Consider the following 15,519-nt stretch of genomic DNA (forward strand, 5'->3'; position numbering starts at 1 on the left):
GCGGCATGGCGTGCGGTGTCGGGCTGGCGGCGTGACCGTTCGGCCTGAAACCGCTCAGCGGCGCGATGACCCAAGCAGAGCCGGCCAGGCGACGCGGTGACCCATGCCGATCGCCCGGGGGTCAGTCTTCCGGGAGCGGCGACACAGCCCACCTGGACTGAGCGGACGATCCCATGATGCTCTGCGCGGCTATGCGCTGTGCTGATCTGCGCTGTGCCGGCCCACGCCGCGATGCTCTGTGCCGTGATGGTTCGTGTGGCGAGCGCCGACGCCGTGGTGGTCAGATGCTGCCCCACGGAGCATGACACCCCCGTGCGGTGCTGATGCGGCGGTGCGATCAACCAGTATCAGGCGTTCTGCGCGGCCTCAAGATCGCCTTGCTTCGCAGCGACAACTCCGCGACTGATGTGCGCTTCTGCCCCCGCATTGGCCTGCGAACAATGCCGTCGGGAGTGGTGCCCGATCGGATGACCTCTTCTGCGGGCGACAGCACCTCGCGGTGCTGCTCGAGGGACAGCCTGCCGTCGTGTAGCGCGATCAGCCGGTTGAGCCACCGCTGGCCCTCCTCGACCAGGACTGCCGGCTCCATGTGCGAGTAGTCGTTGTTCAGCTGTTCCACGGCGACGTGAAGGCCTTCGAGCACCGCAGGTGAGACGTCGGGGGCACGCAGCCTGGATCTGGCGACCCAGATCGCCGACGCCGCTCGCGAGGCCTGGGGGTGGGGTCAGGTGAGCCAGGTGTAGACGTTCCAGGTGATGCCGGCGGTGGCGGCCAGGGTCAGGGCGGCCAGGTAGGTCAGGACCAGGCGGGTGTCGCGCAGGACGCACTTGGAGCGGGTCAGGCCCTGGCGGCGGGCGCGGAGGTAGCCGAAGAAGCCGAGCAGGGCGAAGCCGAGCAGGGCGACCGGGCCCAGGAGCCACGCGAGGGCGGCGATCGTCGCGTACACGCAGAGGCGCAGCGGGTCGTAGGGCTGCGCGGGCGGGGTCGTCACAGCGCCCTGGGCAGGCGTTGGGCGGAGAGGGCCGGCCAGGCCTGGACGGCGCAGAACGGGGCGCACTGGTGTGCCGGGGAGCCGTCAGCGGCGGTGGCGACGGTGGCGACGTGCACGCAGCACTGCAGGAGGCGCTCCTCGATCATCGTGTGCATGTCCATGAAGGGCTTGACCGTGATGCGTTTGACGCGTTCGCCGAGCATCTTGCGCAGGCGGTTGCGGCCGCCGGGCAGGGACGAGGAGACCAGCGTGGTGAGGGTCGAGATGCCGAGGTCGCAGTTCTCGCAGATGTCGCGCCAGAGCGAGCCGACGTCGGGGTGGGACAGCGACGACTGCTCGGACAGCAGGCCCAGCAGCGAGTCCTTGACGGCGGTCCGCAGCGCCAACGGGAGCTGGACGTCGGCGATGCGGTTGGCGACGAGGTCCGGGGAGAGGTCCAGGAACGTCAGGAGGCGGTCGTGGCCGATGAGCTTGGTCATCGACTGCCACTCCCCCGCGTCGTCGCGCAGCAGGTACCCCACGGAGCAGCAGTGCGGGTGCGAGCAGGGCAGGGCGGTCAGGTCGCGCCAGGTGACCTGGTCGCCGGTCTGCGGGCCGAGGCGGGCCAGGACGCCGGTGTGGGTGAGACGGTCGAGGGGGTCGATCGCACCCGAACGACCGGAGCCGAACTGCGGCTGCAGGGAGACGCCGCCGACGTACGGGGTGTCGAGCGCGCGCTTCACGACGGCGCCGATCTCGTCGTCGTTGACGCCGAGGGCGCACGTCATGGTGAGGGTGGTGAAGATGCCGCGGGAGGAGAGCCGGTCGACCGCCTGGTCCTTGAGGCGGCGCAGGTCGGCGCCGCGGTGGTGGCGGGCGGCGCGCTCGGAGACGCCGTCGTACTGGAGATAGACCTCGACCCGCTCGCGGTGCTCGGTGAGCAGGTCCAGCAGCGCGTCGTCGCGGGCGATCTTCACGCCGTTGGAGTTGATGAGGATCCGCACGACGTTGCGGGCGGAGACCTCCCGCAGCAGCTCGGCCAGCTGCGGGTACAGCGTGGGCTCGCCGCCGGACAGCATGAGCACGTCGATGCGCCCGTTCTCCCGGGACAGCTTCGTGTCGACGCTGGCCAGCACCTCGGCGAGCGGCACGACGCCCTCGATCGCCGGGGAGGAGTCGGTGAAGCAGGTGGGGCAGCGCAGGTTGCAGCTGTCGGTGAGGTCGGCGAGCAGGATGCAGGTGTGCTGGGTCTGCATCTCCGGCAGGCCGGCGAGGTACGCCGACGGCACGGGCGCGAAGTTCCCGGCGAGGTCCGGCACGTGCGACTTCGTCGGGGCGGTCCACTGCTCCAGGTACCGCAGGATCTCCGGCGACTCGTCGTACAGCGTGCGGACGAGACCGTGCGAGGGGCAGCCACGCTCAAGCCAGATCCGGCCGTCGCGCTCGGCGAGCCAGCCCGACAGCCGCTGCACCGTCTCCAGTGGACGGTCGGGGTGCTCGTCGTGGCACTGTGGGCAGAAGGCGTTGACGTACCGGTGGATCCGGTCCCCACGAAGCTGCATTCCGGTGCTCATGCCGTCACCTCCGCTGCGCTCCGGCGCCGGCCTGAGCTCCAACCTGCAACACCGATTCGCAGCCCTCCGCTGCGCTCCGGCCCGCTCATGCGGTCCCCGTGTTCGCGTTGACGATGGCGATGCAGACGCCGATCCCCGCGATGGGGAAGACGATGACGCTGACCGCCCAGCCGATGAGGATGCCGATGCCGAGGCCCCGGTCCCGGCGCACGATCCAGACGATGCCGACCACCAGGCACGCGACGAACAGCACCACCTGCAGCAGCATCTCCAGGTAGACGCCGAGCAGCGCGTTCTCGCTCTTGTCCGAAGCGCCGAAGGCGATCGTCACGACCACGCCGATGATGATGACGAGGACCTGCGCGGCGGCGGCGATGCCGAGCCCCGCGGCGACCTTCCTGCCGCGGATCGGGCGGTCCCCGTCCGGCGGCGGCGTCGGCACCGTCCAGTTCGGATTCATGCGGCCACCGTTTCCTTCTGTCGCACCAGATCTTTGACGAGGCCCGCCACGATGAGCGGCAGGCAGGCCAGGAGGAACAGCTGCGGCCGGGTCAGGCCGGCCCACACCACCTCGTTGCCCCGCACGAACTCCACCATGAAACGGAACGCGGCGTAAGCGGCCAGATAGATTTTGAACAGCGCGCCCGGCGCGGTCACCTTCCGGCGCAGCGCGAGCAGCGCGCCGAACGCGACGGCGTGGAAGAGGATCTCGTACGCGAAGGACGGGTGCAGCGGCACGCCGGCGGGCGTGTGCATCGCCTCGGCCTGCGCCGCGTCGAGCGTGATGCCCCACGGCAGGCCGGTCGGGGTGCCGGGCGGCTCGGCGAGCAGGCAGCCGACGCGGCCGACCGCCATCCCGGCCGCGACGGCGGGGGCGAAGAGGTCGCCGGTCCGCCACGGGTAGCCGGACACCTTCTTGGCCACGATCGCGCCGACGTACGCGCCGACGAGGCCGGACAGGATGCTGCGGTTGCCGTACGCCCACTGCTCCAGCAGCGACGCGTTGTCGCGCGGGTCGAGGTGCTGCGCCCACGTGCCGAGCCGGGCGAAGAGGGCACCGCCGACGAGGGCGCCGGCCAGCACGTACCAGAGCCGGTCGTCCTGCGCCCGGCGGCGGCGGATCTCCCACAGGAAGACCAGCGCCGCGACCGCGATGCCGGCCGCCACGCACACGTCGTGGGTCAGGATCGCGACCGGACCGAGCCGCACGATGACCGGATGCACCTGCGCAGCGTAGTAGCCCGCCGGCGGGTTCTGTGAAGATTCTCAGCAGGGACCGGGCCGGCTGGCGCGCCTCGCCTACCCTGGCGGAATGGTCAGCACCGAGGAGTTCGCGCCCGCCGCCGAGATCTCCCGGCGGCGGCGGCCGTGGCTGACCGTGCTGCTGTGGCTGCTCATCGCGCCCTTCGCGGCGTGGGCGGCGGCCCGGGTGTTCGGCCTGGAGAGTGGCTTCCCGACGGTCCAGCTGATCGCGTTCACCCCTTATGTCGCGGTTGTTTCGCTGGTACCGCTGGCGATGGCCCTGCTGACGAAGCGGATCTGGCCGGCGGTCGCGGCGGCGGTGGTGACCGTCGCGTTCGCGGCGTGTGTGCTGCCCCGCTGGATCTCCGACGGCGACGCGGGCGCGACCGAGGGTCCGACGCTGCGGGTCATGAGCGTCAACATGCTCATCGGCCGCGCCGACCCCGACCGCATCGTCGGCCTCGTGCGCGCGGGCTCCGTCGACCTGCTCGCCGTGCAGGAGTACACCGACGAGGCGCGCACCGCGCTGCGCCGGGCCGGCCTGGAGCAGCTGCTGCCCAACGCGGTGTCCTACCCGCGCCCCGGCGTGAGCGGCTCGGCCGTCTACAGCCGCTTCCCGCTCACCGACAAGGGATACCGGCGGTTCACGTCCGACTTCGGTCAGGCGCAGGCGGGTGTACGGGTCCCGGGCGCCCTCGAGCTGCACGTCGAGTCGGTGCACCCGTGCGCCCCGTCGGACGGCTCCCGGGACTCCTGCTGGGTGTCGGATCTGGCCGCGCAGCCCGCCGCGACCCCGGCCGGACCGGTCAACCTGCTCATCGGCGACTTCAACGCGACGCTCGACCACGAGGCGTTCCGCGACGTGCTCGAGAAGGGCTACCACGACGCCGCGGACGTCGTCGGCGCCGGGCTCGACACGTCGTGGCCCTACGACGATCGGTGGTTCATCCCCGGCGTGACGCTCGACCACGTGCTGACCGATGAGCGCGTCGGGGTGCGGAAGGTCGTGATCCACAAGATCGCGGGGACCGACCACAAGGCCGTCTTCGCCGAGCTGGTGCTCCCAAAGGCCGACGCCTGACCTGTCCGATCATGCCGAATGGCGCCCGAAAGATCACTCGCGCGTACCTCCGGCTATACGCGGTTCGTTGGCCGGGAGTACCTTCACGTACGGATCGGGCGGAACGCCCCGACAGAACCACGTTGGAGCAGATGGGTGACACGAACCTTCCGCGGCATCGCGCTCGCCGTCATCGCGCCGGTTGTGCTGACGAGCGTCCTTGCGGGCTGCTCGGACAAGAAGGATGACTCGGGCGAGTCACCGTCCGCCGACCGTCCGACGGTTGAGGTGACCGCCCAGCCGCAGGACCCACAGACCGCGCAGGTCACGGCGGAGCAGGTGTTCGAAAACCTGTCATCCGGCGACTGGGCCGGAGCCTGGGAGCTCTGGACCGACACCGCGCAGTCGGCCATCAACAAGGAAGCCTACGTCGACCTGGTCTCGACCTGCACCGGGCTGCAGGGCGACTACCTGGTCACCGGCGTGACACCGGTCGACGACTCCACGGCCACGGTCAAGTGGACGCGGACGCCGGCGAGCGGGGCCGCGGCGAGCGGCACCAACACCATCAAGTATCAGAACGGCCAGTGGAAGTTCGAGCCGGACGCAGCATCACTGACCGCCTTCCGGCAGAACAAGTGCCCGTGACGGGTGGGGCCGGCTGACGGCCCCACCCTTCGGGTCCGCTACACCCGCACCTGGCGGGACAGGCCGTAGCTCAGCGCGTCGACCAGCGCGGTCCAGCTCGCCTCCACGACGTTCTCGTGGACGCCGACGGTCGTCCAGTCCTCCCCCGTCGAGCGCGTCTCGACCAGCACCCGCGTGACGGCACCCGTGCCGTGGCTGCCCTCGAGGATGCGGACCTTGTAGTCGGCCAGCTCGAAGCGCGACAGCTCGGGGTAGTGCCGGGTCAGCGCCACCCGCAGCGCCTCGTCGAGGGCGTTGACCGGGCCGTTGCCCTCCGCCGTCGCGATGATCCGCTCACCCCGGACGCGGACCTTCACCGTCGCCTCCGACACCACGGCGCCGTCCTCGCGGTGCTCGACGATGACGCGGTACGACTCCAGCGCGAACGGCTTCGGCACCGCACCGTCGGCGAGCTCGGCGCGGGCCAGCAGCTCGAACGACGCGTCGGCGGCCTCGAACGACCAGCCCCGCGCCTCCAGGTCCTTCACGCGGGTGGTGACCCGCGACAGCGCCTCCGGATGACCGGACAGGTCGACGCCGAGCTCGCGTGCCTTGAGCTCGATGCTGGCCCGTCCGGCCATCTCGGTGACAAGGATCCGCATGTCATTGCCCACGACGACCGGGTCGATGTGGTTGTAGAGCACGGGATCCACTTTGATCGCGCTCGCGTGCAGGCCCGCCTTGTGAGCGAACGCTGACGACCCGACATAAGCCTGGTGGGTGTCGGGTGCGATGTTTGCGATCTCTGCGATGGCGTGCGAGACGCGCACCATCTGCTCGACGCACCCGTCCGGTAGGACCGGCATGCCGAGCTTCAGCTGAAGGTTGCCGACGACGGCGAAGAGGTCGGCGTTGCCGGGCCGCTCGCCGTAGCCGTTCGCGGTGCACTGGAAGTGCGGGACGCCCGCCTCGACGGCGGCGACCGTGTTGGCGACCGCGCACGAGGTGTCGTTCTGGCAGTGGATGCCGAGCCGTTCGACCGCCTCGGCCTCGGAGATCCCGAGCGCGACCGAGAGCCTGCCCTTGACCTCGCCGATCGCCCGGGTGATCAGCGACGGCAGCATCCCGCCGTTCGTGTCGCACATGACCGCCTTCTCGGCGCCGGCGGCGAGCGCGGTCGCGGCGACCTTCGCGGTGTACTCCGGGTCGAAGGCGTACCCGTCGAAGAAGTGCTCCAGGTCCAGGAACACCCGCCGCCCCTCGGCCACCAGGTACGCGACGGTGTCGTGGACCATCGCCAGGTTCTCTTCCGCCGTGGTGCGCAGGGCCCGCTCCACGTGCCGCAGGTCGGACTTGGCGACCAGGGTCACGGCCGGCGTCTCCGCGTCGAGCAGCGCCCGCACCTGCTGGTCGTCCTGCACCCGGACGCCGGCCTTGCGGGTGGCCCCGAACGCGACGAACACCGCGTGCTTGAGGTCCAGCTCGGTCCTGGCTCTCCGGAAGAACTCCGTGTCCTTCGGCATCGCGCCCGGCCAGCCGCCCTCGATGAACCCGACGCCGAACTCGTCGAGCAGCCGGGCGACCGCCAGCTTGTCGACGACTGAGTAGCTGATCGCCTCGCGCTGGGCCCCGTCGCGCAGCGTGGTGTCGTACACCTGCATGGTCTTCTCCTGGCTTTGGGCTTTGGGATTTGGCTTCTGGGCGGCCCTGGCGGCCCTGGCGGCTTCCGGCGGGTGGACCAACAAAAAGACCCCTCGCGAATGCGAGAGGTCTGCGCGGCCAGCGAGGGGATGCTGGTCGCGCTAAGGGCCAATAATGAGCCGAGTCACGTTGGGTAGCTTGCCACGACCGCGCGATCCGTGGCATGTGATTCCGAATTCTGAGAACCCAGGTGATCTGCTTCACGATTCACCCTGTTCGTCATGTCCCCGTAACGAGCGTCGGTCAAGGTTGGAACCAGTCAAGCGAACGCACCAAGGAGGTTCCCGTGCTCACCGTTGGTGAGGCCCGTCCGGGTAGGCCGTCGGTCTGATGTCGATCGAGGCACTGAAGGCCGCGCTGCCGTCGTATGCGAAGGACGTCGAGTTGAACCTCGACGCCGCCCTCGCCGGCACCCTGCTCACCGAGCAGCAGCTGTGGGGCACCGCGCTCTCCTGCGCGATGACCACACGGAGCGCCTTCGTGTTCCGCTCGATCCTTGCCGAGGCCGGGAATCATCTGAAGCCCGAGGCTGTTGAAGCAGCCAAGGCGGTTGCCGCGCGCATGGCAATCCACAACGTATATTTCCGCGCCAAGCACCTCATCGGTGACGAGGCGTACCAGCACCTGCCGGCGCGGCTGCGCCGCCAGGTGACCACCTGGCCCGGCGTCGGCACGGTCGACACCGAGCTGTGGTCCATAGCAGTATCCGCGATCACCGGGTGCGGGGTGTGCCTGGAATCGCACGAAAGATCACTTCGTGGTGCAGGGGTGTCCCGCGAAGTGGTCGACGAGGGTCTACGCGTCGCCGCGGTAGTTCACGCGTTGGCCGTGACCCTCGATGCAGAGGCAGCTTCCGTTTAGGGGCTTTCCTCTTGTACGGGTGTCGGAGTGGCGGCTCCGGCACCCGTACTCTGCATTCCGCCCAGGTTCGCCCCAGGCAACCAGCCCCACAACACCCGCAAATCCGACGCCGCAGCCAGCCCGACGTGCACCGGTCCTGAAACCAACGACGGCGGGCACGTCGGCGACGGCCGGTGCGATGTGGACGGGTCGTAAGCCCACGGCGGAGGGGTGCGGCGTCGACGGCCGGTGTGATGTGGACGGGTCGTAAGGCCACGGCGGAGGGGTGCGGCGTCGGCGGTCGGTGTGATGTGGGCGGGGTGTGAAAGCCAACGACGGTGTGGAAGCACCGAACGACGCCCCGACGATGCAGGACCAGGCGAGAACGGCGGCCGGGAAGCACCACCGCGACCACGGCACAGACGGCAACCACGAGAGCCGACCGCCACCATGATCGAAGGACACCCCTGGCCGCCCGGACGGCCACCACGCGACTTCGATCACGCCACCCACGGCACGAACGGAAACCGCGACGGCGGAGGCCAAGCCCGCGATCAGCGTGCGTTGCACCGGTTGTGAACCACGGCGGCGAGCGCGACGGATCGGCGAACCCGCATGCGGACAGCAACCACCGCCTCCCCCAGCGTAAGAGCGCCTCCGATGCGCATCGAACCTATCGCCGAGGTATGACACTTTTCGGGTTGTTGTGGACTGCCGGTTCGGGTGGGGTTTTGGTCGGGCCGTGGGGTGTTTGTCCTGGTCGGACCCAGTAGCACACGGGGACGGTGTCGCCCGGTCGTGCAAGTTGCGCACAGCGTGTCTGCGCCGGGGCGGGATCGGCGGTTACCGTTTCGGCAGCAGTCGCCGGAACGCGGGCCGGCGGCGGTGGGACATGGAGCCTGGGGGCGACGGAAATGATCGACGAGGGTGTTCCGCCGGGGTCCGGTGGCGAGGCGGGGGGTGAGCCGCCGCTCGAGCCTCCGTTCGGCTGCGCTGATCCGATGCTGTGGCGCGTCGCGCGGGCGCTGCACGACGCGCACAAGCCGCGGACCGACAACTTCTGCGAATGCAAGGCGTTCTGGCCGTGCCCGGACGCGCAGCTCGCCGAGGAGGCGTTGCTGCTGGCGTACGAGCGGCCGACCCCACGCGGCGTCCGCCCCAGCTACGGGCGGACTTCCAACCTGGGCCGCTGGTCAGCGTGACAAAACCGCGCGAAACCAGCGAGCCGGCACCCGCCTGACAGAAGCCCGACAGTACGAACGCCCGTAACACGCGGGTGCTACAGGACGCGGCGCACCCAGCCGTGCGGGTCCGCAGCGGTGCCGCGCTGGATGCCGACCAGGCGCTCCCGCAGGTCCATCGTGACCTTGCCCGCGGCGCCGTCGGCGATCGTGAACTCGCCGTCGCGGTCACGCACAACGCCGATCGGGGTGATGACGGCGGCGGTCCCGCAGGCGAAGGCCTCCCGCAGGCGGCCGCTGCGCGCGTCGGCCTGCCACTGCTCGTACGAGTACGGCTCCTCGCGGACGGTCATGCCCTGGTCGGCGGCGAGCCGCAGCACGGACTCGCGGGTGATGCCGGGCAGGATCGTGCCGGTCAGCGGCGGCGTGAGCAGGCTGCCGTCGTCGAAGACGTAGAAGACGTTCATGCCGCCGAGCTCGTCGACGTAGTGCTGCTCGACGGCGTCGAGGAAGACGACCTGGTCGCAGCCGTGCTCGATGGCCTCCGCCTGGGCGACGAGGCTGGCGGCGTAGTTGCCGCCGCACTTGGCCGCGCCGGTGCCGCCCGGGGCGGCGCGCGTGTAGTCGCGGGAGACCCAGACGCTGACGGGCTTGACGCCGCCCTTGAAATAGCTGCCGACCGGGGAGGCGATGACCAGGAACAGGTACTCCGAGGAGGGCTTGACCCCGAGGAAGACCTCGCTCGCGTACTGGAACGGACGCAGGTAGAGGCTGCCCTCGGGGTCGGAGGGGACCCAGTCGCGGTCGACGCGGATCAGCTCGCTGAGCGCGTCCAGGAACAGCTGCTGCGGCACGGGCGCCATGGCCATGCGGGCCGCCGACTGCTGGAAACGGTCGGCGTTGGCGTCGGGGCGGAAGAGCGTGACGCCGCCGTCGGCCGCGCGGTAGGCCTTGAGCCCCTCGAAGATCTCCTGGGCGTAGTGCAGGACGGCGGTCGCCGGGTCCATGGGGATCGGCGCACGGGCCTCGACGCGGGCGTCATACCAACCCTTGCCCTCGGCATAGCGCACCGTGACCATGTGGTCGGTGAAGATCCGCCCGAAGCCGGGGTTGGTGAGCAGCGCGGACCGCTCCGCGGCGCTGACCGGCGCCGGGTTGGGACGGATCTCGAAGTCGAGCGTTTCCCCGCCGTTCATGGCGTGCCTCCAGTTGCGCGTCGTGTCTGCAACTTACCCCGAACGGTCGTTCAACTGCACGGAGGGTCAGGCGACCGCGGCGGCCAGCCGGTCACCGATCGCGTCCGTGGACAGCGCCGAGCCGGGCGTCCGGGCCGCGACCTCGGCGCCGACCGCGGACGTGACCTTGGCGGCCGCGTCGGGGTGGCCGAGGTGGTCCAGCAGCAGCGCCGTGGACAGCACGGCGGCGGACGGGTCCGCGATGCCCTTGCCGGCGATGTCCGGCGCGGAGCCGTGGACCGGCTCGAACATCGACGGGAAGGCGCGCTCGGGGTTGATCGAGCCGCTGGCCGCGAGGCCGATACCGCCGGTGACCGCGGCCGCGATGTCGGTGAGGATGTCACCGAAGAGGTTGTCGGTGACGACGACGTCGTAGCGCTGCGGGTTGCTCACCAGGAACATGGCGGCGGCGTCGACGTGCTGGTACTCGGTCTCGATGTCCGGGAACTCGGCCTTCACCGCGTTGAACGTGCGGGCCCACAGGCCACCGGCGTGGGTGAGCACGTTGGTCTTGTGCACCAGGGTCACCTTGCGCCGCTCACGCTTCGCGGCCCGGGCGAACGCGTCGCGGATGACCCGCTCGACGCCGTGGCGGGTGTTGAGGCTCTCCTCGGTGGCGACCTCGGCGGGCGTGCCCGGGTGCAGGTTGCCGCCGGCCCCGACGTACAGGCCCTCGGTGCCCTCGCGGACGACCACGAGGTCGATCTCGCCGGGCTTCACGCCGGCGAGCGGGCTGGTGGTGCCGGGCCACAGGCGCGACGGGCGCAGGTTCACGTACTGGTCGAAGTCGAACCGCAGCTTCAGCAGCAGGCCGCGCTCCAGCACGCCCGGCGGGACGGTCGGGTCACCGACGGCGCCGAGCAGGATGGCGTCGTGGCCGCGCAGCTCCTCCAGGACGCTGTCGGGCAGCACCTCGCCGGTGCGGTGGTAGCGGGCGGCGCCGAGGTCATAGTCGGTCGTCTCGACGTCCGGAAGGATGACCCGCAGGACCTTGAGCGCCTGCGCCACCACTTCGGTCCCGATGCCGTCCCCGGCCACGACCGCGATCTTCGCCACCACTGTGCCCCTTTCCTCGGACCTGCCCACGGTACGCGCTTGTCCTAGAGCGTGGACGCGCATCTCAAACAATGGACAGCGAATGAAATAAGACGGGGGCAGGGAGAGCCGCCACTCTCCCCGCCCCCTAGGAGGAACGTCTTACTCGCCCGACAGGTCGACCGTGCTCGCCGCCGTGGCGCCGATGGCCTGCTGGGCCTCGTTGAGCAGGTCCGCGTGCACGGACTGGTCGACGGTCAGCGTCATCAGCGCCTCGCCGCCGGCTTCGCGCCGGGCGACCTGCATCGCCGCGATGTTGACCCCCGCAGTCCCCAGTATCGACCCCACCAATCCGACGACGCCGGGGCGGTCGGCATATCGGAAGAACATCAGCACGCCCTCCGCGGCGAGCTCGAGGCTGAAGCCGTCGATCTCCGTCAGCTTCAGGGCCTCTCGCGGTCCCGCGACATACGTGCCGGACACGGAGGCTACCCTGCCGTCGGGCAGCACACCGCGCACGGTCACCAGGTTGGTCTGATCGGCGGACTCGGTGAACACCGCGAGGGCCACCTCGACCCCCCGATCGGCCGCCAGATGCGGTGCGTTCACATAGGTGACCTGCTCTGCGACGACGCTGCTGAACAGGCCTTTCGTCGCGGCGAGCTTCAGCACCGACACGTCGTGATGTGCCACCTCGCCGTGCACCTCGACGGTGACGGCCGAGGCGATCCCGCCGGCGACCGCGGTGAAGGCCCGGCCGAGCTTCTCCGCGAGCGGCAGCAGCGGCCGCACCTCCTCGGCGACGACGCCGCCGACCTGGACGTTGACCGCGTCAGGGACGAACTCGCCGTCCAGCGCCAGCTTGACGCTGCGGGCGACGGCCAGCCCGGCCTTGTCCTGCGCCTCGACCGTCGACGCGCCCAGGTGCGGGGTGGCGACCACGTTGTCGAACACGAACAGTGGCGAAGCGACGCATGGCTCCTTGGCGAAGACGTCGATGCCGGCGCCGGCGACCCGGCCGTCGGCGATCGCGTCGGCGAGGGCCTGCTCGTCGACGAGGCCGCCGCGGGCCGCGTTGATGATCCTCACACCCGGCTTGACGATGCCCAGCTCACGGGCGCCGATGAGGCCGACGGTCTCCGGGGTCTTCGGCAGGTGGATCGAGATGAAGTCGCTCTCGCGCAGCAGCTCGTCGAGGCCGAGCAGGCGCACGCCGAGGGCGGCCGCACGGGCCGGCTGGATGTAGGGGTCGTACGCGACGAGCCGGACCCCGAACGCCGCCATCCGCTGGGCGAACAGCACGCCGATGCGGCCGAGGCCGACGACGCCGACGACCTTGCCGGACAGCTCGACGCCGGTGTACTTGGACCGCTTCCACTCCCCCGCCTTCAGCGCGGCGGAGGCGGCGGCGGTGTTGCGGGCGACGGCGAGCAGCAGCGCGACGGCCTGCTCGGCGGCGGAGACGATGTTGGACGTCGGCGCGTTGACGACCATGACACCGCGGGCGGTGGCGGCGGGGACGTCGACGTTGTCGAGGCCGACGCCGGCACGGGCGACGACCTTGAGCCTTGGTGCGGCGGCGACGGCCTCGGCGTCGACCTGGGTGGCGCTGCGCACGATGATCGCGCTGGCGTCGGCGAGTGACTTGAGCAGCGCCGGGCGGTCGGTGCCGTCGATGTGACAGACCTCGTAGTCGTCGGCGAGCACCTCTAGGGCGGAAGGAGCGAGCTCCTCGGCGATCAGCACCACCGGGCGTTCAGGAGGGAGGGTCATACGGACCTCGACTCTCGGGCTTCGGCTGGCGTCGATGCGAGGCGCGCGGCACTGCACGCCACGCACTTGGAACGGCGACGGGGCCGGGCGGGGCGGCCTCTTCCGCCGATGGTAGGCCCGGGGCCGCGACCGCCCGTCCCCGCGCGGACGTGAGCGCGATCACAGCCGCCCGTTCGGGTGACCGGTGGTCAAGGACCCGACCTGCCGTTTCACAATCCCTGAGGCCGTTGCTGGGAGGCCGGAACGGCCCGCTTGACTCTCCCGTCACTGGAGACCTGACGCTGGTCGTACCGACGCAGCAAAGGAGACGAAGATGGAGAATCCCTACGCGGAAGAGGCCGAGCAGCGGTGGGGCCAGACCGAGGCCTACCGGCAGTCGGCGGAGCGGACCGCGAAGTACACGCCGCAGGACTGGGAACGCATCAAGGCCGAGGCGGCCGCGAACACGGCGGCGTTCACCAGGGCGTTCGTCGACGGCGAGCCGGCCCAGGGGGAGCTGGCGATGGATCTGGCCGAGGCGCACCGGCAGCACATCAGCCGCTGGTTCTACGACTGCGGCAGCGAGATCCACCGCGGCCTCGGCGACATGTACGTCGCGGACCCGCGCTTCACGGCGAACTACGACACGGACCACCCGGGGCTGGCGCAGTTCATCCGGGACGCGATCCACGCGAACGCGGCGCGCGCGTAACGAAGAAGGGGGGCCTGGGCCCCCCTTCCCAGATGTCAGGCCGTCTCGGTGATGGGCCGGTCGACCCAGCTCATCATCGAGCGCAGCTTCTGGCCGGTCTCCTCGATCGGGTGCGCCGCACCCTGCTCGCGGAGCTTGGTGAAGTTGGGGCGGCCGGCGTCGTCCTCGGCGATCCACTCGCGGGCGAACTCGCCCGACTGGATCTCGGCGAGGATCTTCTTCATCTCCTCCTTGGTCCGGGCGTCGACGACGCGCGGGCCGCGGGAGTAGTCGCCGTACTCGGCGGTGTCGGACACGCTGTACCGCATCCGGGCGATGCCGCCCTCGTACATGAGGTCCACGATCAGCTTCAGCTCGTGGAGGCACTCGAAGTAGGCGATCTCCGGGGCGTAGCCCGCCTCGGTGAGCACCTCGAAACCGGTCTGGACGAGCGCCGAGGCGCCGCCGCAGAGGACCGCCTGCTCGCCGAACAGGTCGGTCTCGGTCTCCTCCTTGAACGTGGTCTTGATGGCGCCGGCGCGCGTGCCGCCGATGCCGGCCGCGTACGCGAGGGCGAGGGCGAAGGCGTTGCCGGTCGCGTCCTGCTCGACCGCGACGAGGCACGGCACGCCCTTGCCGTCCACGAACTGGCGGCGGACCAGGTGGCCCGGGCCCTTCGGGGCGACCATCGCGACGTCGACGTCGGCGGGGGGCGTGATGAACCCGTACCGGATGTTGAGACCGTGACCGAAGAACAGCGCCTTGCCGGCCGTCAGGTGCGGCTCGACCGACTCGGTGTAGAGGGAGCGCTGCGCGGTGTCGGGCGCCAGGATCATGATGACGTCCGCCTCGGCGGAGGCCTCGGCCGGCGAGAGGACCCGCAGGCCCTGCTCCTCCGCCTTCGCCCGGCTCTTGGAACCCTCCGGAAGGCCGACGCGGACGTCGACACCGGAGTCACGCAGGGACAGCGCGTGGGCGTGGCCCTGGCTGCCGTAACCGAGGACCGCAACCTTGCGGCCCTGGATCAACGACAGGTCGGCGTCGTCGTCGTAGAACACCTCGGCGGACATTGTGTTTCCTTTCAACATTTGTCAGGACGCGGCGCGCAGCGCCGGGCCCGTGGTGATGGAGCGGGAGCCACGGCCGATGGCCACGACGCCGGACTGGACCATTTCCTTGATACCGAACGGCTCCAGGTCCCGGAGCAACGCGTCCAGTTTTTCCGACGTGCCGGTGGCCTCGATCGTGAGGGCGTCCGGCGAGACGTCGACCACGCGGGCCCGGAACAGGTTCACCGTCTCCAGGACCTGAGAGCGGACCGGCCGCTCGGCGCGCACCTTCACCAGCAGCAGTTCGCGCTGGACGCTGGCGTTGCCGTCGAGCTCGACGATCTTCAGGACCTGCACCAGCTTGTTGAGCTGCTTGGTCACCTGCTCGAGCGGGCTGTCCTCGGCGTTGACGACGATCGTCATCCGGGAGACCTCGGGGTGCTCGGTCTCACCGACCGCGAGGGAGTCGATGTTGAAGCCACGGCGGGCGAACAGGCCGGCGACCCTCGCGAGGATGCCCGGCTTGTTCTCCACCAGGACTGACAGGGTGTGGGTGGTCATC

16 protein-coding genes are annotated in these 15,519 nt (G+C 70.3%); 5 read left to right on the plus strand and 11 right to left on the minus strand.

Annotated features, from left to right (window positions below):
* Window positions 1–337: 337 nt before the first annotated feature.
* From AB0J72_RS03925 to AB0J72_RS03945, 5 genes are all read right to left on the minus strand, one after another.
* Window positions 338–619 carry a hypothetical protein gene (locus tag AB0J72_RS03925; protein ID WP_363394136.1) on the minus strand — a complete coding sequence of 94 codons (282 nt, stop codon included), beginning with the start codon at window positions 617–619 and terminating at the stop codon, window positions 338–340.
* A 105-nt stretch (window positions 620–724) separates the two neighbouring features.
* Window positions 725–991: a hypothetical protein gene (locus tag AB0J72_RS03930; RefSeq protein WP_344508095.1), complete on the minus strand. Its 267-nt coding sequence runs from the start codon at window positions 989–991 to the stop codon at window positions 725–727.
* Window positions 988–2,544 carry a radical SAM protein gene (locus AB0J72_RS03935; RefSeq protein WP_363394138.1) on the minus strand — a complete coding sequence of 519 codons (1,557 nt, stop codon included), beginning with the start codon at window positions 2,542–2,544 and terminating at the stop codon, window positions 988–990. The genes AB0J72_RS03930 and AB0J72_RS03935 overlap by 4 nt, the downstream gene beginning before the upstream one ends.
* A gap of 85 nt (window positions 2,545–2,629) precedes the next feature.
* Window positions 2,630–3,004, minus strand: a complete 375-nt coding sequence (locus AB0J72_RS03940) for a hypothetical protein (protein WP_363394141.1) — start codon at window positions 3,002–3,004, stop codon at window positions 2,630–2,632.
* Window positions 3,001–3,768, minus strand: coding sequence for a prolipoprotein diacylglyceryl transferase family protein (locus AB0J72_RS03945; protein WP_363394143.1), 768 nt, complete (start codon window positions 3,766–3,768; stop codon window positions 3,001–3,003). Before AB0J72_RS03945 ends, AB0J72_RS03940 begins: the two co-directional genes overlap by 4 nt.
* Before the next feature lie 88 nt (window positions 3,769–3,856).
* Here AB0J72_RS03945 and AB0J72_RS03950 point away from each other — a divergent pair, with 88 nt between their 5' ends.
* Both AB0J72_RS03950 and AB0J72_RS03955 read left to right on the plus strand, forming a co-directional pair.
* The gene (locus AB0J72_RS03950) at window positions 3,857–4,867 is read left to right on the plus strand and encodes an endonuclease/exonuclease/phosphatase family protein (RefSeq protein ID WP_363394146.1); all 1,011 of its coding nucleotides are present in this window, start codon (window positions 3,857–3,859) and stop codon (window positions 4,865–4,867) included.
* Window positions 4,868–5,002: 135 nt separating this feature from the next.
* Complete coding sequence (locus AB0J72_RS03955; protein WP_363394148.1) at window positions 5,003–5,494, plus strand: hypothetical protein; 492 nt, start codon at window positions 5,003–5,005, stop codon at window positions 5,492–5,494.
* 38 nt (window positions 5,495–5,532) lie between these two features.
* Here AB0J72_RS03955 and cimA read toward each other — a convergent pair whose 3' ends face one another.
* Complete coding sequence (gene cimA / locus AB0J72_RS03960) at window positions 5,533–7,134, minus strand: citramalate synthase (protein WP_363394150.1); 1,602 nt, start codon at window positions 7,132–7,134, stop codon at window positions 5,533–5,535.
* Window positions 7,135–7,504: 370 nt separating this feature from the next.
* Between cimA and AB0J72_RS03965 the strand changes: the two genes are divergently transcribed.
* Together AB0J72_RS03965 and AB0J72_RS03970 are read left to right on the plus strand one after the other, a co-directional pair.
* Window positions 7,505–8,035 (plus strand): carboxymuconolactone decarboxylase family protein, encoded by a 531-nt coding sequence (locus tag AB0J72_RS03965; RefSeq protein ID WP_363394152.1) that lies wholly within the window; start codon window positions 7,505–7,507, stop codon window positions 8,033–8,035.
* A gap of 980 nt (window positions 8,036–9,015) precedes the next feature.
* Window positions 9,016–9,216 (plus strand): hypothetical protein, encoded by a 201-nt coding sequence (locus AB0J72_RS03970; protein ID WP_344508109.1) that lies wholly within the window; start codon window positions 9,016–9,018, stop codon window positions 9,214–9,216.
* Between the two features lie 77 nt (window positions 9,217–9,293).
* On the opposite strand, the gene AB0J72_RS03975 is transcribed toward AB0J72_RS03970, so the two are convergent.
* The 3 genes from AB0J72_RS03975 to serA all read right to left on the minus strand — a co-directional run bounded on the left by AB0J72_RS03975 (window position 9,294) and on the right by serA (window position 13,238).
* On the minus strand, window positions 9,294–10,391 hold the full coding sequence (locus tag AB0J72_RS03975; RefSeq protein ID WP_363394157.1) for a branched-chain amino acid aminotransferase: 1,098 nt from the start codon (window positions 10,389–10,391) through the stop codon (window positions 9,294–9,296).
* A gap of 66 nt (window positions 10,392–10,457) precedes the next feature.
* On the minus strand, window positions 10,458–11,486 hold the full coding sequence (locus AB0J72_RS03980; RefSeq protein ID WP_344508113.1) for a 3-isopropylmalate dehydrogenase: 1,029 nt from the start codon (window positions 11,484–11,486) through the stop codon (window positions 10,458–10,460).
* Window positions 11,487–11,627: 141 nt separating this feature from the next.
* Window positions 11,628–13,238 (minus strand): phosphoglycerate dehydrogenase, encoded by a 1,611-nt coding sequence (gene serA, locus AB0J72_RS03985; protein WP_363394160.1) that lies wholly within the window; start codon window positions 13,236–13,238, stop codon window positions 11,628–11,630.
* 313 nt (window positions 13,239–13,551) lie between these two features.
* Between serA and AB0J72_RS03990 the strand changes: the two genes are divergently transcribed.
* Complete coding sequence (locus tag AB0J72_RS03990) at window positions 13,552–13,929, plus strand: TipAS antibiotic-recognition domain-containing protein (RefSeq protein ID WP_363394163.1); 378 nt, start codon at window positions 13,552–13,554, stop codon at window positions 13,927–13,929.
* Window positions 13,930–13,964: 35 nt separating this feature from the next.
* Here the strand turns inward: AB0J72_RS03990 and ilvC are convergent, their stop codons facing one another.
* Entirely contained in the window at window positions 13,965–14,978 is a 1,014-nt protein-coding gene (gene ilvC, locus AB0J72_RS03995) for a ketol-acid reductoisomerase (RefSeq protein WP_344508119.1), read from the minus strand.
* Between the two features lie 21 nt (window positions 14,979–14,999).
* Entirely contained in the window at window positions 15,000–15,518 is a 519-nt protein-coding gene (gene ilvN, locus AB0J72_RS04000; RefSeq protein WP_344508120.1) for an acetolactate synthase small subunit, read from the minus strand.
* Between the last annotated feature and the right edge of the window lies 1 nt (window position 15,519).

The organism is Dactylosporangium sp. NPDC049742 (assembly GCF_040674675.1).
Lineage (GTDB): Bacteria > Actinomycetota > Actinomycetes > Mycobacteriales > Micromonosporaceae > Dactylosporangium > Dactylosporangium maewongense.